The organism is Winogradskyella sp. 266wxhm, assembly GCF_058964685.1.
In genome coordinates, this window is the sequence record NZ_CM179559.1 from 1,715,898 (window position 1) to 1,741,167 (window position 25,270).

Here is a 25,270-nt window from a genome sequence, read left to right on the forward strand (position 1 = left end):
TCTTTGTTTTTTTATGATATAAAATCAAATATACCTGAACTCAGGTATTGTCATTTTGCATACTCTCGGTGTAGTTTTATCCTATCAATTTAAAACGTACAACAATGAAAGACTTCTCTACTCATTATCTAATTAACTTCTTAGGTATCAAAAACAAATATTTATGCTAAACATAAATCGGTTTGCTTTGAGTCTTAACAACATTTAATACAATCAAAATCAACTGTCATGAAACAAAAAATTCTTTACTCTGTACTTATACTTTTATTTAGCTTGTCTTACAAAATACAAGCACAATCTAACTCCCTAACAGACTTTAAATTCAATAAAAAAGAAATTAAGGCTGAAGATTTTACGAACATTGAAACCGACTATATTCTTGAAGATTTTAAATACTATTTAGAAAATAAGCCTGAATTAAGCACAAAAGTAAATAAGCAAATTAAACCAGAAGATATTGTTTTTGCTTTGCAAATGCTTTCGGTTGGAGCTGGTGTTGCTTTTGGTGAAGAGCAAACATCATGGTGTTTACAAGCTGCCTATTATTATAGATTAAAATTGTTTCAAAGATCGGCTTTATACACGTCTCTTGGTGCAATGTATAGTGGTTACAGTTATGATGATTTATCTGAAAACTTGATTGATTTACAGCTTAGAATTATTATGTTCCATACCATTTCGACCCTGAATGAAATACGCCTTTTGTACGGTTTATTAGCTGGTTATGGTTTTGGAAATGAAAAATACAATGATTATAAAACAGATATAACAAGATTAACTCTTGCGGCTGTAGTTGGCTTTCAGTTAATGCTTTCAACTACATGGTCTCTGGCTTTAGAAACCAATATTCTGGCATATAACAGCTTAAAATATAAGCCAGATGGTGGTGGAGAATATAAAGATAATTCCACTTATTTTTTCATTAATAAAAACAACCTATTAACTCTATCCCTATTGTTTAATCTCGGGAAATAGTAATATTTAAGTTTTAAGTCTAAAAAAGAGTTTGGTTGTTTGCACTAAACTCTTTTTTATTTAATCTTCTTCCTCTTCTTTAGCAACCTTTTCAACATCAAATGGTTTTCCTAAATAGACAAGCTTAAAGCCTTGTCCAATAGCTTTAACTTCTTTATTATGCGAAGAAATAATATGTAGTTCACCACTGTCATCTTTAATAAAGATTGGAATCATTTCTCTATCCTTATTGGTGATTTCTATTAAACTTTCGTAATGCGATTGATCTTCTAATTCAATTTCTTGTATCGAAGGAAAATTTCGGGTTACTTCGGTTAGGGAAATATAATCATCGGTTTGAGAAAATAAGCCTTCTTTAGGATTGTCTTTTACTTTACTTATTTCATCAGCAGTTACCAATCTAAAAGATCCATTTTCACCAAATTGATCTCTGAATTTATTAATGGCATATTTATTAATGTCTGAACTTCCTGTCATAGCCATTAAATATCCTACATCATTAAGTTCAATATTATCCGTAAGCGAATCGGAATAAATGTTTGTGTTTATAGCTTCTAAACCCAATTCCTTTGCCTTAGCAATATTGTTTTGATTACTGTCGATAAGCACAACATGTCTACCATTGGTTTCTAAATAATGCCCTAACAATCTTGAAACCTTTGATGCTCCAACAATTAAAATACCATTGGATTTGGTTAAAAAGACTCCAACCATACGAGCAAATAACCGTGCTGTGGTTGCGTTTAATAATACGGTTCCTAAAACAATTACAAAAACTAAAGGTGTAATGTATTCGGCATCAACAACACCTTTACTAGCTAATTTAATTCCGAAAAGAGATGCAATACCTGCAGCAACAATACCACGAGGACCAACCCAACTAATAAAAAGTTTTTCATTGGTTTTTAAAGTAGATCCATAAGTGCTTAAAAACACACCAAGGGGTCTAATTATAAAGACTATTATCAGAAAAAGAGCTGCAGTTTTCCAGTTGTAAATCAATAATAATTCATCAAAATTAATATTGGCAGCGAGTAAAATAAATAGTATTGAAATCAACAATACGCTTAAAGACTCTTTGAAATATAAAATATCTTTTAAATGTGGTGAGTTTGAGTTACCAAGAACCATTCCCATAACTACTACAGCTAGTAAACCAGATTCATGAGCAAAGTTATCAGACAAGACAAAAACACCTAAAACGGCCGCTAATGAAAATACATTCATTAAATAATGTGGCACCCATTTCTTGTTTAAAATAAGATTCAAGGCATGAGCAAAAGTAAAACCAAATGTAGAGCCAAAAAGCACAATTTTACCAAACTCAATCAATGCTGTTTTAGTAAACTCGCCACCTGCATCAACACTAATAAATTCATAAACCAATACGGCAACTAAGGCTCCTATGGGATCAATTAAAATACCCTCCCATTTTAAAACCGCAGAGACGTCCTTTTTCAAAGGAATATTACGTAAAATAGGCGTTATTACTGTTGGACCAGTTACAATGATTAATGCAGAAAATAAGAATGAAATCTCCCAACTTAAATCAAAAATATAGAAGGCTGCTGCTGCTGCACCAAAAAAAGTTACTACAGAACCCACTGTAATAAGTTTGGTTATTACAGGTCCTACGTTTTTTATTTCACTTAGTTTAAGTGTTAGGCCTCCTTCAAAAAGTATGATACTTATGGCCAAAGACACAAAATAAAACAAGCTCTCACCAGGGAAAAGTCCTTCCTCTTCATTCCAAATAGGTTCTATCCATTTATGTCCATCGGCAGAAAGAAATTCAGCTGCTATAGGTCCAACTAAAAGACCTATTAAAATTAATGGTAAAATTGCTGGAATTTTAAATTTCCATGCTACCCACTGTGCTAGTATTCCTAGTATAATGATTCCTGCTAGTTCTAACATCTAAATTGTTTTTTTGTGAAAATAATAAATAATTAAATAACCACTTCTGTGTTACTAAACATTAGCCATGTGCTCGCCGTGAAGATACAAGTCTATTTAAATAAAAAACTTAAATCTATTATAAAAATTAAAACGGAAAAAAGTAAGGTATAATCATGGATGCGGCCAACCAAATGATAAGATTTAAAGGGGTTCCCATTTTTAAAAAATCATTGAATTTGTAATTCCCAGGAGCATAGACCATTGTATTGGTTGGATAGCTCATTGGTGTCATAAAAGTTAAGGAGCAAGCAAACATTACTGCTACTAATAATGGCCGTTCACTTATTTCCATCGCTTTAGATAAACTAATCACTATCGGTGCCATTAATGCTGCTGTGGCTTTACTCGATATTAAATTGGTTGAAACAAATGTTATGAGGTAAATTAAGCTTAGTGTAATATGTGCATTATATTGCCCAAAAGTATCTTGGATATAGCCAGCAATCAAAGTCGCTCCTCCGGTTTTTTCAAGCGCTGTTCCCATGGATAAAACGCCTGCCATCATAAAAATAACCTTCCACTCTACAGCATTGTATGCTTCAATTGGTTTTAATATGCCTAAAACAACCATTAACAAAGCTCCAACCATAGCGCTAATTAAGATTGAAGTGAGATTTAATGATGCTACCAAAACAACACCTATTCCAATTAATACTGCTGGTATCGCTTTTTTATAGTTGGTTTTCTTCTTTACGTATTCCGAAAGTCTAACAACAAGATTATGTGTTTCTAGATTATTAATTTCTTCTTCTTGCCCTAATATTAGAAGCATATCTCCTTCTTTTAAAATAGCGTGAGTCAGCTTATCGTATATGATAGAGCCTCGTTGTCTTATAGCTATAACTGAAGAATTATATTGTCTTCTAAAATTTATGCCCTTCAATGAATTTTGGGATAAGCTAGACCCAAAAGGAATAATAACTTCATAAAGGTTGAAAGACTTAAACTCATCTTCTGCTTTTTGCATTCGTTTATTACCTTTTATACTGTAGCCATCATAATCTAACAATCTCGATAATGTTGAAGGTGGTGCAAGAATTTTTAAAATATCTCCAGCTAATATTCTTGTGTCTAGTCCAAAATTATGCTTTAGTACACCATTTCTGAGGATGGATAAAACATTAACATCAAAATCCTTTACCAAGATAGATTTTCCAAGGAACTGATCAATGTCTTCGCAATTCTCTTCAACATAAACTTCTGTGATATATTCTTGAGCTTTTTTGGTAAACTCTTCATTTCCTCCACGGTTCCTCGGTAATAAAATCGGTCCGATAATAAAAATGTAGACAAACCCAATAGCCAAAAGACAAAGTGCAGCACCACTAAATTCAAACATACCAAACTCTTCTACTCCGTATTTTTTGGCGTAACTACTAACTAAAATGTTTGTTGACGTTCCAATCAAAGTACAAGTACCTCCAAAAAGTGCCGCAAATGAAATCGGCATAAGCAACATACTTGGTGTTATTTTAGTCTCTCTACAAACCGTTAATGCTATTGGTAAAAGTAAAGCGACCACAGCTGTATCATTTATAAATGCTGAAAATAAGCCTGAAATAGTGCAGAAAATCACCAGTGCAATGCTATAGTGTATTTTGGCAAGCTTTATAATCTTGTAACTCAGGCCGTCCAAAATCCCCGAACTAAAAATGCCACCACTAACTACAAAAATACACCCGAGTGTTAGAGTTGCAGGGTGATTAAAACCTGAAAAGCCTTCTTCGGGACTCAAGACTCCGGCTACGATAAACATAGCCATAATTAAAATTGATGTGGTATCAATAGAAAAATAATCCTTTACAAAAAGGATTACACCAACAACAATAATAGCAAAGGTTATTATCAGATCCATTTAATTACGAGATAAAAACATATTAATCTTTTTGGTTATCTTTTTCTTCAGACATATAGTAAAGGTGTTTCAGACTTTTCTTTAAAAGTGTAAATCTGTAAACACCTATCACAAAAAAAATAACACTAAAAGCTAAGGATAGTAAAGCTAGGTATTTAAAGTTAGGAAATCCCTTTAACTGAAAAAAACCAATACCTCCAAGCAACAAATACAATGAAGATCTTATGTAAGACAAAAGTGTACGTTCATTAGCTAAACGTGTTCGTTCTATGGCTAAGTAATCTCGTAATATTACTTTTTCATCGGGTTCAAAATCACGACCAAATCTTAATAATTTCATCTTTTTAAATTGTAGTTTAGACTTGCTCATAATTTTTTGCTTATTTGGTTTTTCTCCATTTTAGATAAATTTAATTATATTTTTTTTACTAATTCCACAATATTCTTTTCCTTTTTTGTTAAATATCCTTTAATAAAATACAGCATCTCCTTATTAGTTGTTATCCTTTTAGTAATTTGCGTGACTTGTTTTTAAACATCCTTTTCTTATGAAATTATACCCTATTGAATCTGGAAATTTTAAACTCGATGGAGGTGCCATGTTTGGTGTTGTACCAAAATCACTTTGGCAACGCACAAATCCTGCAGACAACAACAATATGATTGATATTGCGGCACGTTGTTTGTTAATTGAAGATGGTGATCGCCTGATTTTAATTGATACCGGAATGGGAGATAAACAAAATGATAAGTTTTTTGGCTATTACTTCCTTTGGGGAGATGATAGTATAGACAAATCCCTGAAAAAATATGGGTTTCATAGAGATGACATTACAGATGTGTTTATGACACATCTTCATTTTGATCATTGTGGTGGAAGCATTCAATGGAACAACAATCGAACAGGTTATGAGCCAGCATTTAAAAATGCACATTTTTGGAGTAATGCGGATCATTGGAAATGGGCCACAGAACCTAATAGAAGAGAGAAAGCTTCATTTTTGAAAGAAAATATTTTGCCCATGGAAGAAAGCGGGCAGTTAAAGTTTACCTCAATGCCCAAAAATCATATTTTAAAAGATTCTGAATTAGGCTTTGATATCTTTTTTGCCAACGGTCATACCGACAAACAAATGATTCCTATGATAAATTACAAAGGGAAAACCATTTGTTTTATGGCAGACTTATTACCAACGGTTGGTCATCTACCACTACCCTTTGTAATGGGTTATGATACAAGACCGCTTTTAACCCTAGATGAAAAAGAATTATTCCTTAATTTGGCGGCCGACAATAATTTTTATCTCTTCCTTGAGCACGATGCCCATAATGAAATCATCACTGTAAAACACACTGAAAAAGGTGTAAGACTCAACGAAACATTTACTTGTAATACAATATTTAACTAAAGATTAATACACACATGAAATTTAACCACAAACCTATAACTTACTTAAGTTTTGCGGCTACAGTATTGGTAGCCTGCGGATCATCAAAAGTGCTTTCTACTCCTGTAGAAAATATTGATACTTCCCCTTTAAAAGTTACTGAGCTTACAGAAGCTGAGCAACATAAATGGGGACATTTAGATCTTGTAAAAGATACCATTCCTGGTATGGCTGTAGAGAGAGCTTATGAAGAATTAATTAAAAACAGAAAAGGAAAGAAAGTCATTGTTGCAGTAATAGATTCTGGTATTGATATAGACCACGAAGATTTAGATGATGTTATCTGGACTAACGAAAACGAAATCCCAAACAATGGTATTGATGATGATAACAATGGTTATGTAGACGATATCCATGGTTGGAACTTTTTGGGTGATGCCTATGATGAACAATTAGAATATGTTCGTCTTATAGCAAGTGGAGACACTTCAGATCCAAGATATAATGAAGCTCAAAAATTGCATGATGAAGAGTATCAAAAATACTTAGGGGCAAAAACTAGATATGAGCAAATTAATCAGCAAGTTATAGAAGCTGATAAAATTCTTTCAAAAGCTACTGGTAAAAGTAATTACACCAAAGAAGATGTCGCTGCTTTAGAATCTCAAGACGAGTCTGTACTTCAAGCTAAGCAAATGGCGCAGTACATGTACAGCAATGGTTTAGAGTCTATGGAAGACGCTAAAAAAGAGCTTAAAGGTGCTATTGAATCATATAACGAACGTTTAAATTTCAACTTGAACAAAGATTTTTCTGGTCGTAAAACTAGTGATGATATCAATGATTTAACCGATACGGGTTATGGAAATGGAAATGTAAAACATGTAAAAGACTCTGAATCTCATGGTACGCACGTTGCAGGTATTATTGCTGCAGAACGCAATAATGGTTTAGGAGCAAACGGTGTTGCTAATAATGTTGAAATTATGGCAATTAGAGCTGTTCCTAATGGAGATGAATATGATAAAGATGTTGCTTTAGCTATTAGATATGCGGTAGATAATGGTGCAAAAGTCATTAACGGAAGTTTTGGAAAGTCGTTTTCACCACATGCAGATTGGGTACGCGATGCCATAAAATATGCTTCAGATAATGATGTAGTCTTTGTACATGCTGCTGGTAACGATAGTAAAGATGTAGATACTGAGCCTAATTTCCCAGATGATAATGTTAACTACGAAGAGGTTTCTAACACCTATATTAGAGTAGGTTCATTAGCACCAAAGTATGGTTCTAAAATGGTATCAAGTTTCTCAAACTACGGTAAAAAGAACGTTGATATTTTTGCTCCTGGATCTCAGATATATTCTACTTTTCCAGAAAATGAATACGAAGCTATTAGCGGTACTTCAATGGCAGCACCTGCTGTTGCTGGTGTAGCGGCATTAATTCGTTCGTATTATCCAAATTTAACTGCTGCTCAGGTAAAACAAGTTATTCTAGAATCTGGTTTACCATTAACAACTAAAGTTGTCGTTGGTGGTGATGCTTCAGACGTTCGTCCGTTCTCAGATTTATCTACATCTGGAAAAATAGTAAATGCATTTAACGCTTTAATTTTAGCCTCAAAAATATAATATAGAATGAAGAAATTTTTAGTTAGCTTTTTTGTTGCTTCCATTGTTTTTTCATGTGGAGCAACGGAAAAACCAATTCAAAATTCACAAGTAAAACCTACTTCTGTAAATGGCTACTGGCAACAGCATGTCGATTATAAAATGGAAATCGATATGGATGTTAAAAAATTCCAATACCATGGTAAGCAAAAATTGGTATATACCAATAATTCCCCTGATGTATTAAATAGAGTATATTATCATCTCTACTTTAATGCCTTTCAACCAGGTAGTGAAATGGATGTACGTTCTAGAACGATAGCAGATCCGAGTGCTAAAATCGGTGACCGAATCAGTAAGCTTCAGCCCAATGAAATAGGATATATCAAAGTGAATTCCTTAACTCAAAATGGTACCTCGTTAACTTATGAAACTGTAGGAACCGTTTTAGAAGTAAAGCTTAATAAGCCTATTCAACCTGGTGAAAAAGTAACTTTCAATATGGATTTTGATGGACAAGTTCCTGTACAAATTCGTCGTTCTGGAAGAAACAATGCAGAAGGAGTCGCTTTATCTATGACACAATGGTATCCTAAACTTGCTGAATATGATTTTGAAGGTTGGCATGCAGATCCGTATATCGCTAGAGAATTTCATGGAGTTTGGGGAGATTTTGATGTAAAATTAACCATTGATAAAGACTATGTCGTTGGCGGAACGGGTTATTTAAAGGAAGAAACCAAAGCCAAAAAAGGTAAAAAAACGCTTCATTATGTAGCTCCTAAAGTCCATGATTTTACTTGGGCTGCAGATCCAGATTTTCAGCATGACTCTATACAAGTACCAAATGGTCCTCTTCTTCATTTTTATTACAAAAAAGATTTAGATCAAACGTATTTAGAAAACTGGAAAAAACTACAACCAAAAACGGTTGAGTTAATGCAGTTTTTTAGTGAAAATGTTGGTCAATATCCTTACGATCAGTATTCCGTAATACAAGGTGGAGATGGAGGTATGGAATATGCCATGTGTACATTAATTACCGGAAAACGAAAGTTTGGTAGTCTATTAGGAGTAACAGCTCACGAATTAGCCCATACATGGTTTCAATTTTTATTAGCAAGTAATGAAGCTAAACATGAATGGTTAGATGAAGGTTTTACTTCTTATATTTCTGAATTGGCCGTAAACCATTTAAGAGAAAAAAAATATGATAATCCTTTAGCGAGTTCTTACAGAGATTATATAAAATTAGCTAATTCTGATATTGAACAACCTATGACCACACATGCTGATCGTTATGCTTTAAACAGAGCTTACAGTAGGGCAGCATATAACAAAGGAGCTGTATTTTTAGCACAATTAGGTTATGTTATTGGTGAGGACAACCTTAAGAAAACCATTAAAAAATATTTTGATGACTTTTCTTTTAAACATCCAAAGCCATTAGATATCATCCGTACTGCAGAACGTATCACAGATTTTGAACTAGATTGGTATTTAATAGACTTTGCGCAGACTACCAATACTATTGATTATGCAATACAGTCTGTTGATGGTAAATCCATAACTCTGGAACGTATCGGTTTAATGCCTATGCCTATAGATCTTAAGGTTACTTACACAGATGGCACTACTGAAGATTTTTATATTCCGTTGCAGATGATGCGTGGCGAAAAACCAACCTCAGCAACTATTATAAACGATTGGGCTTGGGCTTACCCAACCTACACTTTTGAAACCAAAAAGGAAGTAAAATCTGTTGAGATTGATCCATCGCAAATGATGGCAGATATCAATAGAATTAACAATACTTATCTATTAAATTAGACTTCATATTTGAAATATGAATAAAAAAAACCGCATCAGATTGATGCGGTTTTTTTATTTAAATAATCTAAAACCAACACCTATATTGTGTGTAGTTTGTTTCAACTCATTAAAATTAGCTCTGTAACTAGCAAACCATTTACCTTTTCTATTATACTGAAGCCCTAAACTTAAATTATTAAACATGTTTTGATTACCACCAATCTCTGAAAACATATATAGACCACTTCTAAAACTTTTTGGATGCTCTATGGTTTTTGTCACCGTAATTTCTCTAGGCACTTTTAACTTATATGATATTTCACTATCCAAAAGTTTCCCATCTACCAGGTTGTAGGTGAAAATATCTATATCATCGTTGCTTAAGGTGTCTCTATAGGCTTTTGCCTCTATAAAATGATCTTTAACAATTGTTAGGTTTTGTTGATTTTCAATAACTTTAGAAACGTCTGTAGTATCAACATACACTGTTTTATAATTTGTGGTTTGAACATTAAAGGTGTCTATCTTTGTTTGCCAAATCGTATCTCTTACAACACTTATTTTAGGCCATTCTCTTTTTGGTTTAGGATTGCATTGTAAATTCAAAAGATTGAATAGTACAATGCATAAAATGATATATAATAGGAATTTTTCTGTTTTCATCTAAATTGCTTTTTTACTTAGGTTTTAAAAAAGAAAGCCTCGGTCTCCAATGATTTTCGCTTACTGAAACATCACTGGAGACTTCTTAGGCTTTTAATACTTGTCTAAATTACTGTTGTTGATTATCCTCTGCTTTAGAATCCTCATCTGTTAAAGATTCAATTGTGTCTTTTAACGGTGTTAACTTTATAAGGTTTATTAATGCTTTAAATGGATTTATACCATATATAACATTGTAATTTTCTAGAATAGATTTTATCTCTGCAATGGCAATAAAACCAGCGATTATCTTTAGAAAAGGCACTTCGTTGACAATGTGTTTCTCTAAAAAGAATGCTGCTAAAATCACCAAATTGTAGATAAAAAACTTAGAAATAGTATGCCCAATTCTAGAACTTCTAATGGGTATACTGTTTTTGAAGGAAGCATAAGATCCTGTAATAAAGTCTACAACAATTAAAAATACAATAGTGACCATAACACTGTTAACAGGAGATAACAACGTGAGTAACCAGAATAAAACTTTTATGGTTTTTTCCATTGTTTTCTTAGTTTTTTATAATCCAACACTCTGTTTTTGGGGTATGCCTTTATGCATACCATGTTGCGTTGGTTACCTCCCAAGACGTAGACATAGCCTTTAGTCTGCTTAATAAAAAAGCCTACATGGCCTTTCCAGCTTTCTGGAGACTCTCTCCAAAATACTACAATATCACCGATTTCTGGACTTGTTACAGATTCGCCAACCGAGAGCCAACTACGCGCTGTAAGTTTACCTGAAAATTCATAGCCACAGGTTTTAGCTATCCAATTAGTAAAAGCACTACACCATGCAGTTTCGTCTTTTAGTTTTTCACCATCAAAACCTAAATCCGTAAAATATTTTATAATTCTTTGGTTGTCTTTGGAGCCAACAATTTCTTTAACGCCATATTCTGATAGCGCCTTATTAATAATGTTCATCTTACTGTTTGTTTAAAAGATTACTGATTTGTGGAATAGAATTATTCCTTAATTTTTAAACATATGTTTAAATAAAAGATATAAGCAGACCAAACCTATACCAAAGGTTACTTTAATTTTTTCTTAACCAGAACAGGGTTTAACCTAGGTTTATTAGTTTCTACTTAACACGAAATTTATTGTACAAACGGATAACCGTTGTTAGAAAAGCGAATACAATATAAACATATTACAAATAAAAAACAAACATTTTGCAAAATATATTTATTAAATTTTGTAATTTGTTGGTACGGAAATAAATAGATGTCATTACAACACCATGTAGAGCGTCAACAAATAAATTGCCTTTTTAGAGGCATATTTAGACCTATGCTCTAATTAAGGCATACTTACTCTTGCTTGTAATCTGATCTAGAATTTTTAAAACGGTAGGTATACGATACGGCCCATGTAGTAATTGAACTTTAGCTAAGGCTTCTTCTTCTGATAGTGGGCGCCTATGGCGAGTAGCATGAGTTTACTTATTAAAATATAAAAGCCACAAATTATGTGGCTTTTTAACATATTATTTATGGCTGAACCGATCTTCATCAGGATACCAATAGGTGTGCTGCGTTGACACTAATGTGCCATTTTCGTAAGCGTTAACATAATCTTCGAACTTTCCAGCGGTACCAAAACCAACTGCCCTTCAAGATTCTTTTTCTTACTTTAAAAACCTTTTGCTCTAACACAAACCAGCTTTTATGTCTACCTAAGCTTACCTCCTTTAGACTAACCTCTGAAAAAATCAAAGAATCTACTGGATTTAAACGCAGGCTTTTTGATTATAAATCTTATTAGGTAGTTATCTTAGTCAAGCTTAACCGAGTGAACAATATCTAGTCCGGTCTTCGTTTTATCTGAAAAGATCGTAATTTATAAGTGTGGTTTTCCTTCATAAATAAATATCCTGAATATCACTTTTACTTAATGAAGGGTTAAACTCAACATGTTCTTCCTTTAATACAAAAAGTTCTTTCATCTCTGGGATATTTTTGAAGACAAATTCAAATCCCTCATAAACCTCTTTAAAATCTTCACTATCCATAACCTCTTTGTCAAAGATATCATATTTGTCAGGATTAAAATCAGGAAGATTATGATTAATTGGGTTTATCCAACCAAATAAACTCAGGGTTCTAGAAAACATCTTTTTTCTACCTAATTTATTTTGTGCTTTTAACAAAAAATTATCCTCCTCTGTGTTTTTCGTATGATCGTAATATGAGATCATATCAGATAATAATCTTTCAATATTTGAATTCATTATTACAGTTTTGTCAATTAATATTTTTAAAAATAAAGCTAATCATTTCTGAAACCGAGCGTCCGTTTTCTAAAATACCAAAAGCCACATCAGAGATGTGGCTTTTGAACATATCATTTATGGCTAAACCGATCTTCATCAGGATACCAATAGGTATGCAACGTTGGCACTAGTGTGCCATTTTCGTAAGCGTTAACATAATCTTCGAACTTTCCAGCGGTACCAAAACCAACTACTCTTCCAGATTCTTTTTCCACTAAAAACGGGGCGTTGCCTCCAAGTGCATAATCCATTTCTTGAGTTAAAATAAATTTTTTTGAATTAAAATGATAAATATTACCATAAGTCTTTTTTATCGGTTCTTCGTATAGCATTAACTCAACACTTCCTTGACTTTCTAATTTTTTTAAAAATTTTTCAGCTATTTCTAGCATTTCTTGCTCTGTTAACATGATTATTTATTGTTCTTCTTCAATTTTAAAGTATCTTTCCTTGGTATCTTTACCAATGTCAAAAACAAACGTGTTAAAGTTTTGATAGTATAACGGTTCACCTGTTTCGTCTGAAATATGTAGGAAGTCAACGTTATCAAAAAAAGAACTAATGCCTACAGACCATACTGCGTCGAATTTGTCTTTATTTTCCCCAAAAAGAAGCCTCTTTTCTTTAGTAAAAAAAATTCCATTAATACATTCCTCAGAGTAGAATTCCTGTCTAAGGTCTTTCATTATCTGTTTTGCTTTTTCTATTATTTGCTCTTCTGTATAATTCATTCATATTTTTTTATTTATTAATGGGTGTTCCGCCCTCACTAGCGAGAGTTTTTAACTCGTTACCAATCCAAAAATAATAAAAGCTACACTTATAAAGGTAGCTCTTATCTTTACTTATCTAACACCACACTCATCACAGACAAGTGCCTGCGAGGGCTTTTTTTAAGTTATTTTTGAACTAAAAATCATAAGGTTCATCTCTTAGCCCATCGATAAATTTTTTAAATGAATCAGCTAAAAAATCTGTTTGACCATCTGAATATCTTATACTTACTTTATTTGAATCAATAGTATCTATATAAATAATTCCACCATTAGAGTCTGCAAAAGGAATAGTTTTTTTATTATCAAAAAAGCCTTCTAAAAGTTTTAATTGTTCACTTATAGTTTCATCGCCATATTTTATAGAAAAGAATTCATCTATTTGGTATCCCATATAATATAAATCATCTACTGGATAACCACCATTTGAAGACATTATTTGTTCTATAAACGATTGAGGTAATTTTACGTTCATTTCTGTCTCGAATTCTATAATTTCTTGAGGTGTTAATTTTTGCTGAGTTTCTTCTAATTGTATCATGTCAAATATTCTAGAATGTTTAATAAATTTTGAAATTGAGAAGCTGAACCTAAATGTTTATATGTTGCTTTGTGCACACTTTTCGTAATTAATTGTATCGTGCATTCTAAATTTTCATCTAAATCATCTAAGTGATGCCAAACATATTTTCTTTTAATGACTCTGTAGTTCTATTGTAAAATTTATTGTTCTAAAATTACAAAAGCCATAGTTTATATACTATGGCTTAGTTTTAATTTATCAGAACTCTTTACAGAGGAGTGTCTGTCAGGGATCTTATTATTTTATGAGAATGTTTCATCAAAAAAGAGCATTTGTACAAATGCTCTTTTTAATTTTTTACTGGTGTTTTTGCAGATTCTTTAAATACTTATCATAAATCTCTAAATACTTAAAAACCGTTTTTACCATAGGCTTATATGTACCGTCTTTTTCCTGTAAAATAACAGCGTTGTAATCAAAATACCTTAATCTGTTAATATCCATTCCAGCATACTGAAGTGCTTTTTCTAACCCAAATAAAAGAGGGAATTTTGCCATATAATTTCTTAACGCCACAAAACCTGCTGGATTACAATCTTTAATTATATTATTATTAGGGTTGCTTACAGAAACTAAAAATGTTTTTTGATCTACATGTTTGTAGTGCTCATTTGGAAGATAATTACTTTCAAAAAACAAATAATAGCCAGAATATGTGTTGTCTTTCTCGTGTATAATTTCTATAGGTTCCCTTAGCTCATTGTTTAAACAATCTATAAAGTCTTTAAATCTTTCATCCTTTTTTTGAAACTCTAATTCATTGGGTGTTATCAATAATTTTACTTGTATCATTGTTTTTATGTTTGGGGCTTGTGTAAGCATTTTTCAACTAAAAAGGGCTACTCAAGAATTGGTGGAGTTATCTCTAAAGACTTAAACTTATCGTAGTTATTCCTAATGTCTTCAGAAAGCTCTTTGAGGTTTTCATACTCAGATTCTTTTACTTCATTTTCTAAGTAAAAACTTCTTTGATAGTCTACTCTCCCAAAAATAGTAACAGTAATTATTTGTTTACCATTTACTTCATATAATGTATAATCCCAGTTTCTGCTATAAAGTTCTTTTTTCATAATTTTATTTATTAAATATTATATCATACACTCGATAATCCTTGTTAAGAATTAATCCTTCTGTTTTAATTACTATCTCAAGCTCTCCTGTTGGTAATTTTCCGCCAGGTAGCCATTGCGGGTTAGCTCCAAACTCATTACCTTCAGGAAAAACAAGTTTACTCTTTTTCGATAATTTAAAATCTATCCTTACCAAACCACCTTTTAGTTGTTCTTCTGGAACACCCAAAGTTTTAGATAAATTGCTCACATCCCCATTAGCCTGTTTTAAAAGTTTGTCAATTTGAGATTTTAGACTTAAGAATTCTGTTTTTCCTAAATCTGGTTTACCTATTCCGTATTTAAGATAATCTTTTTTCAAAACTATCCTAGAAGCGACACCCTCATTTAAAAACAACTCCAAATGGTTCTTAATGTAAGTTTTAGGTAAATATAAAGAAGGTTTTGGTCTTTTGCCTTTAGGAATACTAACTATTTTTTTTAAGCTAAATCCTTTCAAAAATGGAATCCCTCTATTTTCATAAAGCCCTTCTAATAACTCTAAAAGCTTTTTCTTATTTGGTGTTGCTCCCTTAAGCTTTCTAAGTAAGTCTGCAAATGCCTTATTACCAATAGTGCCTTCAGCAATTATTGTGCCTTTATAGATAACCGCTACTTCTTTTTGGGTAGTTTTGCCTATTTGTACTGTGCCTTCGGCAATGATACAGTTTGCTTCTAGTAGTTTTGTGGCCTTAAACTCATCAATAATGCCTTTTGTTGCTGTAATAAGCTCTTGGTTAGTGCTTAATATCTTTGCCGTATTACCTGTAAAGTTGTGTATGTTTACCTCTAGCACTACCTTGAGCATTAGGGTGCGTATGTACTTTAAGGCGTCTTGGCTAAGCTTAAGTTTGCCTGCTTGGCTGAGCAACTTAGCTCCTCCGCTTATAAAAGTTCTAATTAATACTGGACCTGCCGTTATGGCACCGCCTACGATATAAATTTTTTCCCATGTTTGCAGGAAGGCTCTACCGCCTTCGGTACTTGCTATTTCGTCTCTAAATGTCATTACAACAACATCCGTGCCCGCAATAGCTATATCAGCAACTGCTAATACTGCCCAAATACCAGAAGTGCTGCCCAATGTAAGAACTCCCAAAAGTACGGCTAAGATATCTACCCCGATACGGATGTTTTTATCAATCTCTTCCCATTCCTCCTTGTCGGATAAAGCCTTTAAAAAAATTGCAGGGACTAAAAGCCTTATAGGCTCTTCCTCTCCTCTGTAAATCTCAAAGATTACCAAGTCTAGCGGGTGGAAGTAACTGCCCTCATCAGTAGTGAGGTTTGTCCTATAGGTTTTATCTTCCGTAAGCCCTGTATCAAAAGTAACACCGTCTGATGGGTCGGTTTCAAATTTTGGTACTTTTACCGTAGTGAGCCTAGATTTCTCCTGTTTTAAGAAGAGTTGATCTTCTATATTGTTAGTCCACACATTACTATCTAACTCATAATCTATACCATCTTTGTTACCAAATCTAAATATCTTGCCAGTACGATTTAAACCTTTGAAATTGTTTAGTTGGCATAAGCTCCACAGAATATCTGCATAAATGGTTCTATTTTGCTCTATTTCTCCAAGATACTCACTACTGCCATCTAGATTTTTATAGGCTGTTTTAATAAACTCTGGTTTCTCTTTTAATTCCTTTAAAAGCTTTTCTTTAAAGGATGCTAGGCATCTTAGGCTTTTAACCACGCCATTACTGTTGTCTCTAAAACTACTTAGTAAGCCATCGGTATCATAATCGAAAAACGCCTTAAAATGTTTATAGAATGTATCATAGCCTATTCCATTAATAAATTCAATATCATTAATAAGCTGATCGGGAAGTTGTTTATAGATAAACTCTAGCTCTTCTATACTTTCGATTGAGCTTAGAAAGTTTTTAAAATCTGTTTTGACTCTGTTATATATATATTGTTCAATACCTAAATCTTTAGATAATGCCAAAAGATCTTCCGTATTTGTAACTTTTATAACAATACCGTTATACTTTTCTTCAAGTTTGTAATCATTATCTGTTTCTGGCGTTGTGTTGAAATCCCTAAGGTCTATTGCATCATCATAAACAAAATTAATCTCTACCTCAAAAACATTACTTTCTGGCTTTACATTCCATAGAACACCTGGTTTTTTAGTATTAATGTAGCAAGCTCTTTTGTTAAGCTTAATATCTAATGAAGCTATTTTATTTTTACCATTAAACCCTACATAATTGTATGGTATTGGTCTATTTAATGTAATGATTGTGGGTGGTCCTGTAGAATTAAAAGAAGTAGTAATAGACTCTTTAGACAAACTTTCTACATAGTCAAAAAAATAAAAGAATAATATTCCTTTAGTTCTATTAGATTTTATATTATCAATTACGTCTTTTGCATTAATTGCTCCTTCATAAAAATCATCTGTAAACGCTCCACATTTACTTACTTCTGATCCATGCTTAGCTTCAAAAGCTAGTTCCTTAAAGCTAGTTTTGCTTATAACATCTTGTTCACTTGAATAATAATTAGTGTTTGCACTCATAATTATATATTTAATTATTAAATCATTTATTTTAAAACATACCATACCCTGTTCCGCACTCAATTGGTTTGAGCACGGAATGGTTTGATATTCTTTGCTTTAACTTCTACAAAGTCAGCCTGATAGCTCTGAATGACAAAAAAGGGTAAGGATGTTTTGTTTAGAATTTCTAGTAACGAAATTCTCTGATTAAGCTAAACCATCTATAGCATTCTTAATAGACTGAATAGAAATTTGAGCTACGGTTTGTCTTGGATCGTCGTCTGTATTAAATTGTAAATAACCATCAACAATATCTACATTTTCTATGTGACGTTCTCCATCACCTTCAGAAATACCAATCTGTGCGTCAGTCATCTCAATCTCTGCTGATTGTGGTACCTCTTCTGGGTTTTCAAAATCTGAAAGATCTTCATTAAACGGTAACGCTTTAGTAACATTTAAGCCAATACTTTGCGCTTGTAAAATGGTTAAAGCTGTTGGTACTCTTGTTGGCCAAGCTTTACCAAGTTTTTCACCTTCTGGCTTACGCAATTCGTCTATGAGCGATAAGTATAGCTCGTCCTCAATAACAGGGACTTCGCCTCCGTTCCAAATTTGTCCGGTTTGCATATAGTAACGTACAGCTTCCTCAAAACCTGGTCTAACGGTAACCACAACCCTTGCCATACCTGCCTGCATAAAGTTGCGGAATAATGGGTCATTAGACTCATCATATTGGTAAAGGTTTGACCAATCCTGGCGATTGCCCCAATAATATGGATATAGATTATAAGACATAATTTCCCACTCAAAAGCTTGCTCCATAAACTTTACAAACGCTGCATAACTATCCAACGCTTGGTTTACATTAACTTCGATATTGCCAAAGTTTGCCTCACCTCCATTGTTGGTATAGAATAGATTAGATTTTCCATAAGTATTCTTAGCACTTGGATTTTGGTCTAATAAATAAGAAATACAGTTTTTACGTAAAATCTTATTTTCGAATTCTCTGTAGAATCCTGGATTGGTTCCTTTGATTTCTACACCTAACACTTTTTCTTCTGCAAGCTTTTCGTTGTAAGTAATCAATGCTTCATCATAAGCATCTATAATTGCTTTAAATGTTTCTTGCTTCCATTGATTTAAGGCTTCTGTGGTTAAATCACATTCAGCAACTACAGATAAGCTCATGGTACCACAATCAAAAGCTTTATAAGCAACACCTAACTTTTTCTGAATACCTCCTAAATTATTAAATGAAATATTTTGTGTATTAAAATGACGAAACCATTGTTTATTGTAAAATTTGTCTCCAACGTTTATAGTTACACCTGAAGCTTCCATACCTCCTGGATGAAAGTCAAAAGAGACGCTTGCTTTAGCTTTATTAGCTTCATAACCTTCAGGAATTTCTATTTCACCTTTTCCAGTAGTAAAATATCCTGTTGAATTGTAATTACCTTCAAAACCTTGCGAAATGGAAATTCTACTTTGAGGTTTAGAATTAAAATCTACATTATACTTAGCTGCCCAATATTTGAGTTTTGTATCAGTTAACTCCGAGAAATCTTTCACTTGCTGCGTTGTTGACTTTCTTGGATCAACTGGTTCAACCAATAAACTATCGTCTGTATTTTGTGCTCCTATCATACCTAGTTTATGCAACTTTCCTGGTTGTGGTACCATAAACTCAAACATTAGACGCTTACCATAATTGATAATCTGGTTTTTAAATACCTTATCTACCCAACGGAACACACCTACAACATGTTTATCTCCTTTTCTATTATCAAAACCATGTGAATTGTTTTCTTCAAACTCTTCGACGATCTTTTCAATGCGCTCTTCTTTTACCTTAGTAACAATTCTATCTAAAGCGCGTTCTGTAATTTCTTTGGCTTCCGTTACTGCCTGAACTGTACTTTGCTCGCTAGAGTTATGTGTGGCATAATTTGCATTTGCACCAAGCTGAATACCATTTTTCCCTGTTCCATAACTTGCATTAAAACTTGTTCCTGCACTAAAATCATTAGCTTCTTGAATTACTTTTGCTACTTCGTTTTGCATCTCAAAACGATTAACCGAAGTTGTATCCGTTAGCTGCTCTCTTTCTGTTTCAGAAGATGTAGTAACGGTATCTTCTTTTCTTCTGAGACGTCTTGTACTACGTTCTTTAAACTCACGTGCCATGATGTTTTCAATGTGTGCTACATCACCTTCAACATAACCTTGAGTTGTTTGCTCAACCTTATTATAATCTGCAACACCTAATTGTTTAATGCCAAAACCAGAAGGTATAAAAGGTTGCTCATTTGAAGTTCCTGAATTAGGAATATCATCATTAGTATCATCAATGAATTCCCCACTAGCAATTCCATTAGTACAAGAACCAAGAACCACTACTGATTCATTTAAAGTTTTTACTACTCCGTTGGTAAATGTAATAGTTGCAGAAAACGACTGTATTTGAGGCTGATCTGCTAAGGTTGGATTACCTATATTCATTTTAATATAATGACGCAAACCATTATTTGAACTAAAATGCAATATTGTATCATCTGTGTAATCACCGTCAGATCTATGCAATGTATAATCTATTCCACTTATTTGCCAAGAAGGATCTGGAACCTTAAGTCCTAAATTTGCAAAATAATAACCTCCTATAGATAATACAGTTTTTGGAGTGAAACATAATTCATAACTAAAATCTGGAGATGTGTCGGTATTATCAACAGGCACAACAACACCTCCAATACTTACAAAAGTATTCCCTTCATCTTGAGTATTATCTACAATGGTGTTTTCATTATCAGAAATAACATCTTGTATAACATTATCTAAATCAGTAAAACCTTCTAAATCTTCAGAAAAAGAATTAAACTCTTGTTCACTTATACGCAATTGCTCACCACTCTTTGCGGAAGAATCTACCGTACCTACTAAAAATGAAAGTGTTTCAAAACTTTCAGTACTCAGTTTAGTTTGTATAAAATCATAGTCTAGTTCGTCTCTAAATTGAAAAGTAAATTTAGGAACATCTGGTTCTGGAATAACATTAGGTTGCTTACAAGGATCGTTTGGATCATAAGTTTGGTTTGGATCTCTTATTTCGCACCATTTTTGCCTTTCTGCTTCTAAATCAGCATTATATTGATCTAAGATAGGCTTTATCTCTTTTTGATAATTTTCTTCTGCTGTTTCTAAAGCAGCTTGGTATTCCTTACTATATACTTTTTCTGCTTTTTTTAATTCTTTTTTAAGTTGAGTTAATTGCTCATTAAACAATTTTGCTTCTGATACAGCATGTTGTTGCATCATATATAATGATGGCGGTGCTGTTTGGGATTGAGCTACTTTAGCTTGAGCTCCTTCAGTAATACCTTCTTCTATAAATAATGTTTTTGGTAAAACAACTTTAGAATTAAGTAGACCTTTTACGGTGCTCTTGTCTCCTTTGTAATTTGTTAGAAAATTATTTGCAATTAATAACTGAATTAAAATCTCTTTAGCGTAGAATTCTTTTTGTGTTAAAATTTGATAGAAAAGATTATTCCATAACTCTCCTAATACCTTTTGATCGGATATCGGAGTTAATCCCTCAATCTGACTTTCTAGAGCTTCTTGACTGTAAGACAATCTATTTTTAGCAACCCAAACTGAAAATTTATATAATTCAGGTTTTAACGCTTTTAACTGCTCTTTGGTTAATGCCTGAAATGTCTCTGAAGCTGTTTTCATTGCCTGCCATTTTGTAGTGCCTTCTGATAAATCAGATACAGCAGTATCAAAAACACCTTTTTCTACAGAATCACTTCTAAAAATAAAGCCTTCTTGTTTGCTTTCTTCATCTACTAATTCAGGTGCTCTCATCGACACAAAACGAAAGAGCGTATTCTTAATTTTTGTACTCATTTTTTAATTTTAAAGTTTATACATTCATTTAAGTTCTTTACACAGAACTGTTAAATTTTCGCTTTCCTAACAGATTTCTTATGTACAATTGCCTTAATACAAGGCATAAACTTTAAAGATTCCATAGCTCACTTATTTTTTGAATTATGGAATTTTTAATAAGATTTTATTTAAGACGTCTTTAAATAAAACCTTGAAAACATTTATATTTATACAAATGTTTGAATAAATTACTATTTTTAGTATATTGCAATAAATTAGAGTACAAATATACATCATTTTACAAATTAAAACAAACATATTTTTAAATATTTTGTAAAAAGTTTTATTTTAAATTTATTATCTATGGAGGGTATTGACGAAAAAATATCAGGAATAATTAATCATTTTAATCTAAATAATTTTTCGTTTTCTAAACGAATAGGAGTTACAGGAACCACTATAGATAGTATTGTTAATGGCCGTCCACAGTCTGATGGGTCTAGAAAAAAGACGAAACCTGGTTATGATGTGCTTTCGGCTATTATTGAAGAATTTGATATTAATCCTGATTATCTTTTTGGAAAAAGTGATGTGATGCTAAAATCTGAAGCGGCTATAAATCCAACATATTCTGGAATGCCACAAGTAATTGCTGTGAACCAAACCGGAAATGAGAATGTTATTTATGTTCCTGTAAAGGCAAGAGCGGGTTATTTAAATGGTTATGGAGATCCAGAATATATTGAAACCTTACCATCTTTTAATATGCCACATCTTACCAATGGTACTTTTCGTTGTTTTGAAGTAAAAGGTAACTCCATGGTAAGAACTTTTTTTGATGGTGATTTGGTTTTTGGGAAATATGTAGAAGATCTTAGAGATATTAAAGATGGTCGCGTCTATGTTATTGTCAGTAAAAATGATGGTATTGTACTAAAACGTGTGATTAATAGAATTGAACAACGCGGAAAATTGATATTAAAAAGTGATAATAAGGATGGTAACTATCCAACTTATACCATAAATACTGAAGATATCGTTGAGGTTTGGTATGTTACAATGTATGCCTCTAAACAAATGCCAGAACCTGTAGATATCTATGATAGATTACATGAGTTAGAAAGTAAGGTTGTAGATTTGGAAGGAGCTTTGCAAGGTAAGCTTCTTAAATAGTTTGATTTAACAGTTTATTATATACTTACTTTACTCCTGTTTAGTTACTTGATCTAAGGTTTTTAAAATACTTGGGATACGATATTTTCCATGAAGTAATTCTATTTTCTTTAAAACCTCATCTTCCGAAACACCAATACTAGAAACGTATAAAGCGTTTTGACTTTCTCCTCTATAAATAGGTTTAGAAACTAATTCTGTATTATGAAACGCTTTTTTAGCAATCCCAATAATTGGTATTTTTTCATCCAATGCTTGCCATAAATGAGCACCTAAACCATAGGTTTTATCATTATCTATATATACATGACCATCTACAATAATAGCTTCTAAACTATTAAGCTCTACTTGTTTTAATAACTGCAAAATACAAGGCAACTCTCTTTTATAAAACTGACCAGGCTCATAATCTGCGACCTCATCAATAGTATCTGTAATAATGTGTTGAGGTTTTTCATCTTCCCAATTAAATAAAACGCCAACGGCTTTGGCGTATTTCTCTTTATAATGGACGTCTATAGCAAGTAGCATTTAATATCTTTTATTGATAAAACACAAAATACATAAAAATCACATCTTATCCCTGTGGTTTTTTACTTTTGTAGTCTGATATTTAACTATGAACTTCAAATATTCAAAAAAAGATAAATTAAAAAGTAAAAAACTTATAGAACAGTTATTTACCGAAGGAAAATCGTTAACCGCATATCCTTTGAAATTAATTTACCTTAAAACCGAATTTGAAGATGATAGCATTCTAAAAACTGGTGTTTCGGTAAGTAAACGGCTTCATAAAACTGCAGTGGCCAGAAACCGTATTAAACGATTGTTAAGAGAAGCTTACCGACTCAACAAACCTTTATATTTTAACAATAGTTCGGCATCTTATGCGTTTATGATTTTGTACCTTAGTAAAGATGGAACGACTTTTGATAAAGTTGACAATAGTATAAAATTGCTATTTGAAAAGTTCGTTAAAAAAGTAGCTCAATGAAATATATCTTAAAAAAGAGAATCATCTTACCTATACTAGCTGTCGCTATTTTCTTTAGTACAACAGCTTTTAAGAATGATTTTTTTGAAATCGCTAAACAAATAGAGATTTTTACAACGCTTTTTAAGGAAATCAACATGAATTATGTTGATGATACTAATCCTGGTGATCTTATGGATACAGCCATAAAAAGCATGCTAGATGATTTAGATCCTTATACTCAATTTTATAACGAGCAAGATGTAGAAGCCTCTAGAATAAATAATGCAGGTGACTATACTGGCATTGGCGCTAAGGTTTTAACCTTAAAAGATAAATTGGTTATTGTTGAGCCTTACAAAGATTATGCAGCAGATAAAGCCGGATTAAAAGCTGGTGATGAAATTATTAAAGTTGATAATGTTACAGTATCTAATTTTAAAGACGATGCTGCAAATCTTTTACAAGGTGCTGCTGGCACAGAGGTTTCTGTAACCTATAAAAGACAAGGCAAAACAAATACGGTAAAAATTACTAGAGAATCCTTAGAAATTAAAGCCGTACCGCACTACTCTATGGTTGATGAAAAAACAGGCTATGTGGTATTAAGAAAGTTTAATAGCAAAGCCTCTTCTGAAACTGTAAGTGCTATTAGATCTTTAAAAAATCAAGGTGCTACACAATTAATTTTAGATTTAAGAGGTAATCCAGGTGGGTTACTAAGTGAAGCTGTAAATGTGACCAATATTTTTGTACCTCAAAATCAGTTGGTGGTAACGACTAAATCTAAAGTAAAAAAATACAACAAAACTTATTACACACAGCGCGAACCAGTTGATACAGAAATACCATTAGTAGTTTTAGTAGATGGTAAAAGTGCTTCGGCTAGCGAAATTGTTTCGGGTGCTTTACAAGATATGGATAGAGCAGTGGTTGTGGGTACCAGAAGTTTTGGAAAAGGTTTAGTACAACGTCCAAAACCGCTTACTTATGGCACCCAAATGAAAATTACTATCTCTAGATATTACACACCTTCAGGTCGCTGTATTCAGGCTTTAGACTATTGGAATAGAGATGAAAATGGTAATGCTACAAGAACTAAAAAGGAAAACTACAACGCCTTTAAAACTCGTAATGGTAGAGCAGTTTATGATGGTGGAGGTATAGAACCAGATGTTGAAGTAGAATTTGCTAAGCAAACACCTATCACCAAAGCTATAGTAAACGAAAATATCATCTTCAATTTTGCAACAGATTATTATTATAACAACTCAGTTGAAGATTTAAAAAGCTTTGATTTAAGTGATGCTGAATTTAAAAAATTCAAAAGCTATGTAAAAACTACAGGTTTTAATTTTGAAACTAAAACTGAAAGAGCTTTACAAGATGCTATTTTAGTAGCAAAAGAAGAAGAATTAGATGGTATTATTAGTTCTGAGTATAAAGATTTAGAAACTGCTTTAAAAACCTATAAAAGCAACGCTATTGACGGAAATAAAGAACAATTAAAATCTTTATTAACAGACGAGATTATTAAACGCTATTTTTATAGTGAAGGTTTATACACATATTACACAGCTAACAATAATGAAATTAAAAAAGCTGTGAGTATTCTTAATAATCCTTCGCAATATGCAAGTATTTTGAGATAAATGTTAAAATTAATTA

At 32.5% G+C, this 25,270-nt stretch carries 23 protein-coding genes; 7 read left to right on the top strand and 16 right to left on the bottom strand.

Annotated features, from left to right (window positions below; genetic code table 11):
* Positions 1–228 precede the first annotated feature (228 nt).
* Positions 229–975 (top strand): hypothetical protein, encoded by a 747-nt coding sequence (locus tag AC2H4K_RS07445; protein ID WP_493743008.1) that lies wholly within the window; start codon positions 229–231, stop codon positions 973–975.
* A 60-nt stretch (positions 976–1,035) separates the two neighbouring features.
* Here the strand turns inward: AC2H4K_RS07445 and AC2H4K_RS07450 are convergent, their stop codons facing one another.
* The 3 genes from AC2H4K_RS07450 to AC2H4K_RS07460 form a co-directional block, all read right to left on the bottom strand.
* The gene (locus AC2H4K_RS07450) at positions 1,036–2,892 is read right to left on the bottom strand and encodes a cation:proton antiporter (protein ID WP_281140778.1); all 1,857 of its coding nucleotides are present in this window, start codon (positions 2,890–2,892) and stop codon (positions 1,036–1,038) included.
* Between the two features lie 127 nt (positions 2,893–3,019).
* Entirely contained in the window at positions 3,020–4,789 is a 1,770-nt protein-coding gene (locus tag AC2H4K_RS07455) for an SLC13 family permease (RefSeq protein ID WP_281140777.1), read from the bottom strand.
* A 22-nt stretch (positions 4,790–4,811) separates the two neighbouring features.
* Complete coding sequence (locus tag AC2H4K_RS07460; protein ID WP_281140776.1) at positions 4,812–5,129, bottom strand: DUF202 domain-containing protein; 318 nt, start codon at positions 5,127–5,129, stop codon at positions 4,812–4,814.
* A 208-nt stretch (positions 5,130–5,337) separates the two neighbouring features.
* Between AC2H4K_RS07460 and AC2H4K_RS07465 the strand changes: the two genes are divergently transcribed.
* Genes AC2H4K_RS07465 through AC2H4K_RS07475 form a run of 3 tightly spaced genes read left to right on the top strand, consistent with a single transcriptional unit; the run spans position 5,338 to position 9,623 of the window.
* On the top strand, positions 5,338–6,198 hold the full coding sequence (locus AC2H4K_RS07465) for an MBL fold metallo-hydrolase (RefSeq protein WP_281140775.1): 861 nt from the start codon (positions 5,338–5,340) through the stop codon (positions 6,196–6,198).
* 14 nt (positions 6,199–6,212) lie between these two features.
* Positions 6,213–7,814 carry a S8 family peptidase gene (locus AC2H4K_RS07470; protein ID WP_281140774.1) on the top strand — a complete coding sequence of 534 codons (1,602 nt, stop codon included), beginning with the start codon at positions 6,213–6,215 and terminating at the stop codon, positions 7,812–7,814.
* 6 nt (positions 7,815–7,820) lie between these two features.
* Positions 7,821–9,623 (top strand): M1 family metallopeptidase, encoded by a 1,803-nt coding sequence (locus AC2H4K_RS07475; RefSeq protein WP_281140773.1) that lies wholly within the window; start codon positions 7,821–7,823, stop codon positions 9,621–9,623.
* Positions 9,624–9,677: 54 nt separating this feature from the next.
* Here the strand turns inward: AC2H4K_RS07475 and AC2H4K_RS07480 are convergent, their stop codons facing one another.
* From AC2H4K_RS07480 to AC2H4K_RS07535, 12 genes are all read right to left on the bottom strand, one after another.
* Positions 9,678–10,268, bottom strand: coding sequence for a hypothetical protein (locus AC2H4K_RS07480; protein ID WP_281140772.1), 591 nt, complete (start codon positions 10,266–10,268; stop codon positions 9,678–9,680).
* 109 nt (positions 10,269–10,377) lie between these two features.
* Positions 10,378–10,809, bottom strand: coding sequence for a phage holin family protein (locus AC2H4K_RS07485; RefSeq protein ID WP_281140771.1), 432 nt, complete (start codon positions 10,807–10,809; stop codon positions 10,378–10,380).
* On the bottom strand, positions 10,794–11,231 hold the full coding sequence (locus AC2H4K_RS07490) for a TIGR02594 family protein (protein WP_281140770.1): 438 nt from the start codon (positions 11,229–11,231) through the stop codon (positions 10,794–10,796). The genes AC2H4K_RS07485 and AC2H4K_RS07490 overlap by 16 nt, the downstream gene beginning before the upstream one ends.
* Before the next feature lie 937 nt (positions 11,232–12,168).
* Positions 12,169–12,540 (bottom strand): hypothetical protein, encoded by a 372-nt coding sequence (locus AC2H4K_RS07495; protein WP_281140769.1) that lies wholly within the window; start codon positions 12,538–12,540, stop codon positions 12,169–12,171.
* A 113-nt stretch (positions 12,541–12,653) separates the two neighbouring features.
* Positions 12,654–12,974: a hypothetical protein gene (locus AC2H4K_RS07500; protein ID WP_281140768.1), complete on the bottom strand. Its 321-nt coding sequence runs from the start codon at positions 12,972–12,974 to the stop codon at positions 12,654–12,656.
* Positions 12,975–12,998: 24 nt separating this feature from the next.
* Positions 12,999–13,313, bottom strand: a complete 315-nt coding sequence (locus tag AC2H4K_RS07505) for a hypothetical protein (RefSeq protein ID WP_281140767.1) — start codon at positions 13,311–13,313, stop codon at positions 12,999–13,001.
* Between the two features lie 178 nt (positions 13,314–13,491).
* Complete coding sequence (locus AC2H4K_RS07510; protein ID WP_281140766.1) at positions 13,492–13,896, bottom strand: SMI1/KNR4 family protein; 405 nt, start codon at positions 13,894–13,896, stop codon at positions 13,492–13,494.
* On the bottom strand, positions 13,893–14,054 hold the full coding sequence (locus AC2H4K_RS07515; RefSeq protein WP_493743066.1) for an HNH endonuclease: 162 nt from the start codon (positions 14,052–14,054) through the stop codon (positions 13,893–13,895). Before AC2H4K_RS07515 ends, AC2H4K_RS07510 begins: the two co-directional genes overlap by 4 nt.
* A 181-nt stretch (positions 14,055–14,235) precedes the next feature.
* Positions 14,236–14,730, bottom strand: a complete 495-nt coding sequence (locus tag AC2H4K_RS07520; RefSeq protein ID WP_281140765.1) for a hypothetical protein — start codon at positions 14,728–14,730, stop codon at positions 14,236–14,238.
* A 47-nt stretch (positions 14,731–14,777) separates the two neighbouring features.
* Positions 14,778–15,008, bottom strand: a complete 231-nt coding sequence (locus AC2H4K_RS07525; RefSeq protein ID WP_281140764.1) for a hypothetical protein — start codon at positions 15,006–15,008, stop codon at positions 14,778–14,780.
* A gap of 4 nt (positions 15,009–15,012) precedes the next feature.
* Complete coding sequence (locus tag AC2H4K_RS07530; RefSeq protein ID WP_281140763.1) at positions 15,013–17,577, bottom strand: hypothetical protein; 2,565 nt, start codon at positions 17,575–17,577, stop codon at positions 15,013–15,015.
* Between the two features lie 189 nt (positions 17,578–17,766).
* Positions 17,767–21,474, bottom strand: a complete 3,708-nt coding sequence (locus tag AC2H4K_RS07535; RefSeq protein WP_281140762.1) for a hypothetical protein — start codon at positions 21,472–21,474, stop codon at positions 17,767–17,769.
* 345 nt (positions 21,475–21,819) lie between these two features.
* Between AC2H4K_RS07535 and AC2H4K_RS07540 the strand changes: the two genes are divergently transcribed.
* Positions 21,820–22,629 (top strand): LexA family transcriptional regulator, encoded by an 810-nt coding sequence (locus tag AC2H4K_RS07540; RefSeq protein ID WP_281140761.1) that lies wholly within the window; start codon positions 21,820–21,822, stop codon positions 22,627–22,629.
* Positions 22,630–22,659: 30 nt separating this feature from the next.
* Here the strand turns inward: AC2H4K_RS07540 and AC2H4K_RS07545 are convergent, their stop codons facing one another.
* Entirely contained in the window at positions 22,660–23,160 is a 501-nt protein-coding gene (locus tag AC2H4K_RS07545; RefSeq protein ID WP_281140760.1) for an endonuclease V, read from the bottom strand.
* A gap of 88 nt (positions 23,161–23,248) precedes the next feature.
* On the opposite strand from AC2H4K_RS07545, the gene rnpA reads away from it, so the two are divergent.
* Complete coding sequence (gene rnpA / locus AC2H4K_RS07550) at positions 23,249–23,623, top strand: ribonuclease P protein component (RefSeq protein ID WP_281140759.1); 375 nt, start codon at positions 23,249–23,251, stop codon at positions 23,621–23,623.
* Positions 23,620–25,254 carry a S41 family peptidase gene (locus AC2H4K_RS07555; RefSeq protein ID WP_281140758.1) on the top strand — a complete coding sequence of 545 codons (1,635 nt, stop codon included), beginning with the start codon at positions 23,620–23,622 and terminating at the stop codon, positions 25,252–25,254. The genes rnpA and AC2H4K_RS07555 overlap by 4 nt, the downstream gene beginning before the upstream one ends.
* Positions 25,255–25,270 lie beyond the last annotated feature (16 nt).

Bases quoted from the DNA above. Each gene is read 5' to 3' on its own strand.
- AC2H4K_RS07445 (WP_493743008.1), top strand. From the start codon at position 229: ATGAAACAAAAAATTCTTTACTCTGTACTTATACTTTTATTTAGCTTG.
- AC2H4K_RS07450 (WP_281140778.1), bottom strand. From the start codon at position 2,892: ATGTTAGAACTAGCAGGAATCATTATACTAGGAATACTAGCACAGTGG.
- AC2H4K_RS07455 (WP_281140777.1), bottom strand. From the start codon at position 4,789: ATGGATCTGATAATAACCTTTGCTATTATTGTTGTTGGTGTAATCCTT.
- AC2H4K_RS07460 (WP_281140776.1), bottom strand. From the start codon at position 5,129: ATGAAATTATTAAGATTTGGTCGTGATTTTGAACCCGATGAAAAAGTA.
- AC2H4K_RS07465 (WP_281140775.1), top strand. From the start codon at position 5,338: ATGAAATTATACCCTATTGAATCTGGAAATTTTAAACTCGATGGAGGT.
- AC2H4K_RS07470 (WP_281140774.1), top strand. From the start codon at position 6,213: ATGAAATTTAACCACAAACCTATAACTTACTTAAGTTTTGCGGCTACA.
- AC2H4K_RS07475 (WP_281140773.1), top strand. From the start codon at position 7,821: ATGAAGAAATTTTTAGTTAGCTTTTTTGTTGCTTCCATTGTTTTTTCA.
- AC2H4K_RS07480 (WP_281140772.1), bottom strand. From the start codon at position 10,268: ATGAAAACAGAAAAATTCCTATTATATATCATTTTATGCATTGTACTA.
- AC2H4K_RS07485 (WP_281140771.1), bottom strand. From the start codon at position 10,809: ATGGAAAAAACCATAAAAGTTTTATTCTGGTTACTCACGTTGTTATCT.
- AC2H4K_RS07490 (WP_281140770.1), bottom strand. From the start codon at position 11,231: ATGAACATTATTAATAAGGCGCTATCAGAATATGGCGTTAAAGAAATT.
- AC2H4K_RS07495 (WP_281140769.1), bottom strand. From the start codon at position 12,540: ATGAATTCAAATATTGAAAGATTATTATCTGATATGATCTCATATTAC.
- AC2H4K_RS07500 (WP_281140768.1), bottom strand. From the start codon at position 12,974: ATGCTAGAAATAGCTGAAAAATTTTTAAAAAAATTAGAAAGTCAAGGA.
- AC2H4K_RS07505 (WP_281140767.1), bottom strand. From the start codon at position 13,313: ATGAATTATACAGAAGAGCAAATAATAGAAAAAGCAAAACAGATAATG.
- AC2H4K_RS07510 (WP_281140766.1), bottom strand. From the start codon at position 13,896: ATGATACAATTAGAAGAAACTCAGCAAAAATTAACACCTCAAGAAATT.
- AC2H4K_RS07520 (WP_281140765.1), bottom strand. From the start codon at position 14,730: ATGATACAAGTAAAATTATTGATAACACCCAATGAATTAGAGTTTCAA.
- AC2H4K_RS07525 (WP_281140764.1), bottom strand. From the start codon at position 15,008: ATGAAAAAAGAACTTTATAGCAGAAACTGGGATTATACATTATATGAA.
- AC2H4K_RS07530 (WP_281140763.1), bottom strand. From the start codon at position 17,577: ATGAGTGCAAACACTAATTATTATTCAAGTGAACAAGATGTTATAAGC.
- AC2H4K_RS07535 (WP_281140762.1), bottom strand. From the start codon at position 21,474: ATGAGTACAAAAATTAAGAATACGCTCTTTCGTTTTGTGTCGATGAGA.
- AC2H4K_RS07540 (WP_281140761.1), top strand. From the start codon at position 21,820: ATGGAGGGTATTGACGAAAAAATATCAGGAATAATTAATCATTTTAAT.
- AC2H4K_RS07545 (WP_281140760.1), bottom strand. From the start codon at position 23,160: ATGCTACTTGCTATAGACGTCCATTATAAAGAGAAATACGCCAAAGCC.
- rnpA (WP_281140759.1), top strand. From the start codon at position 23,249: ATGAACTTCAAATATTCAAAAAAAGATAAATTAAAAAGTAAAAAACTT.
- AC2H4K_RS07555 (WP_281140758.1), top strand. From the start codon at position 23,620: ATGAAATATATCTTAAAAAAGAGAATCATCTTACCTATACTAGCTGTC.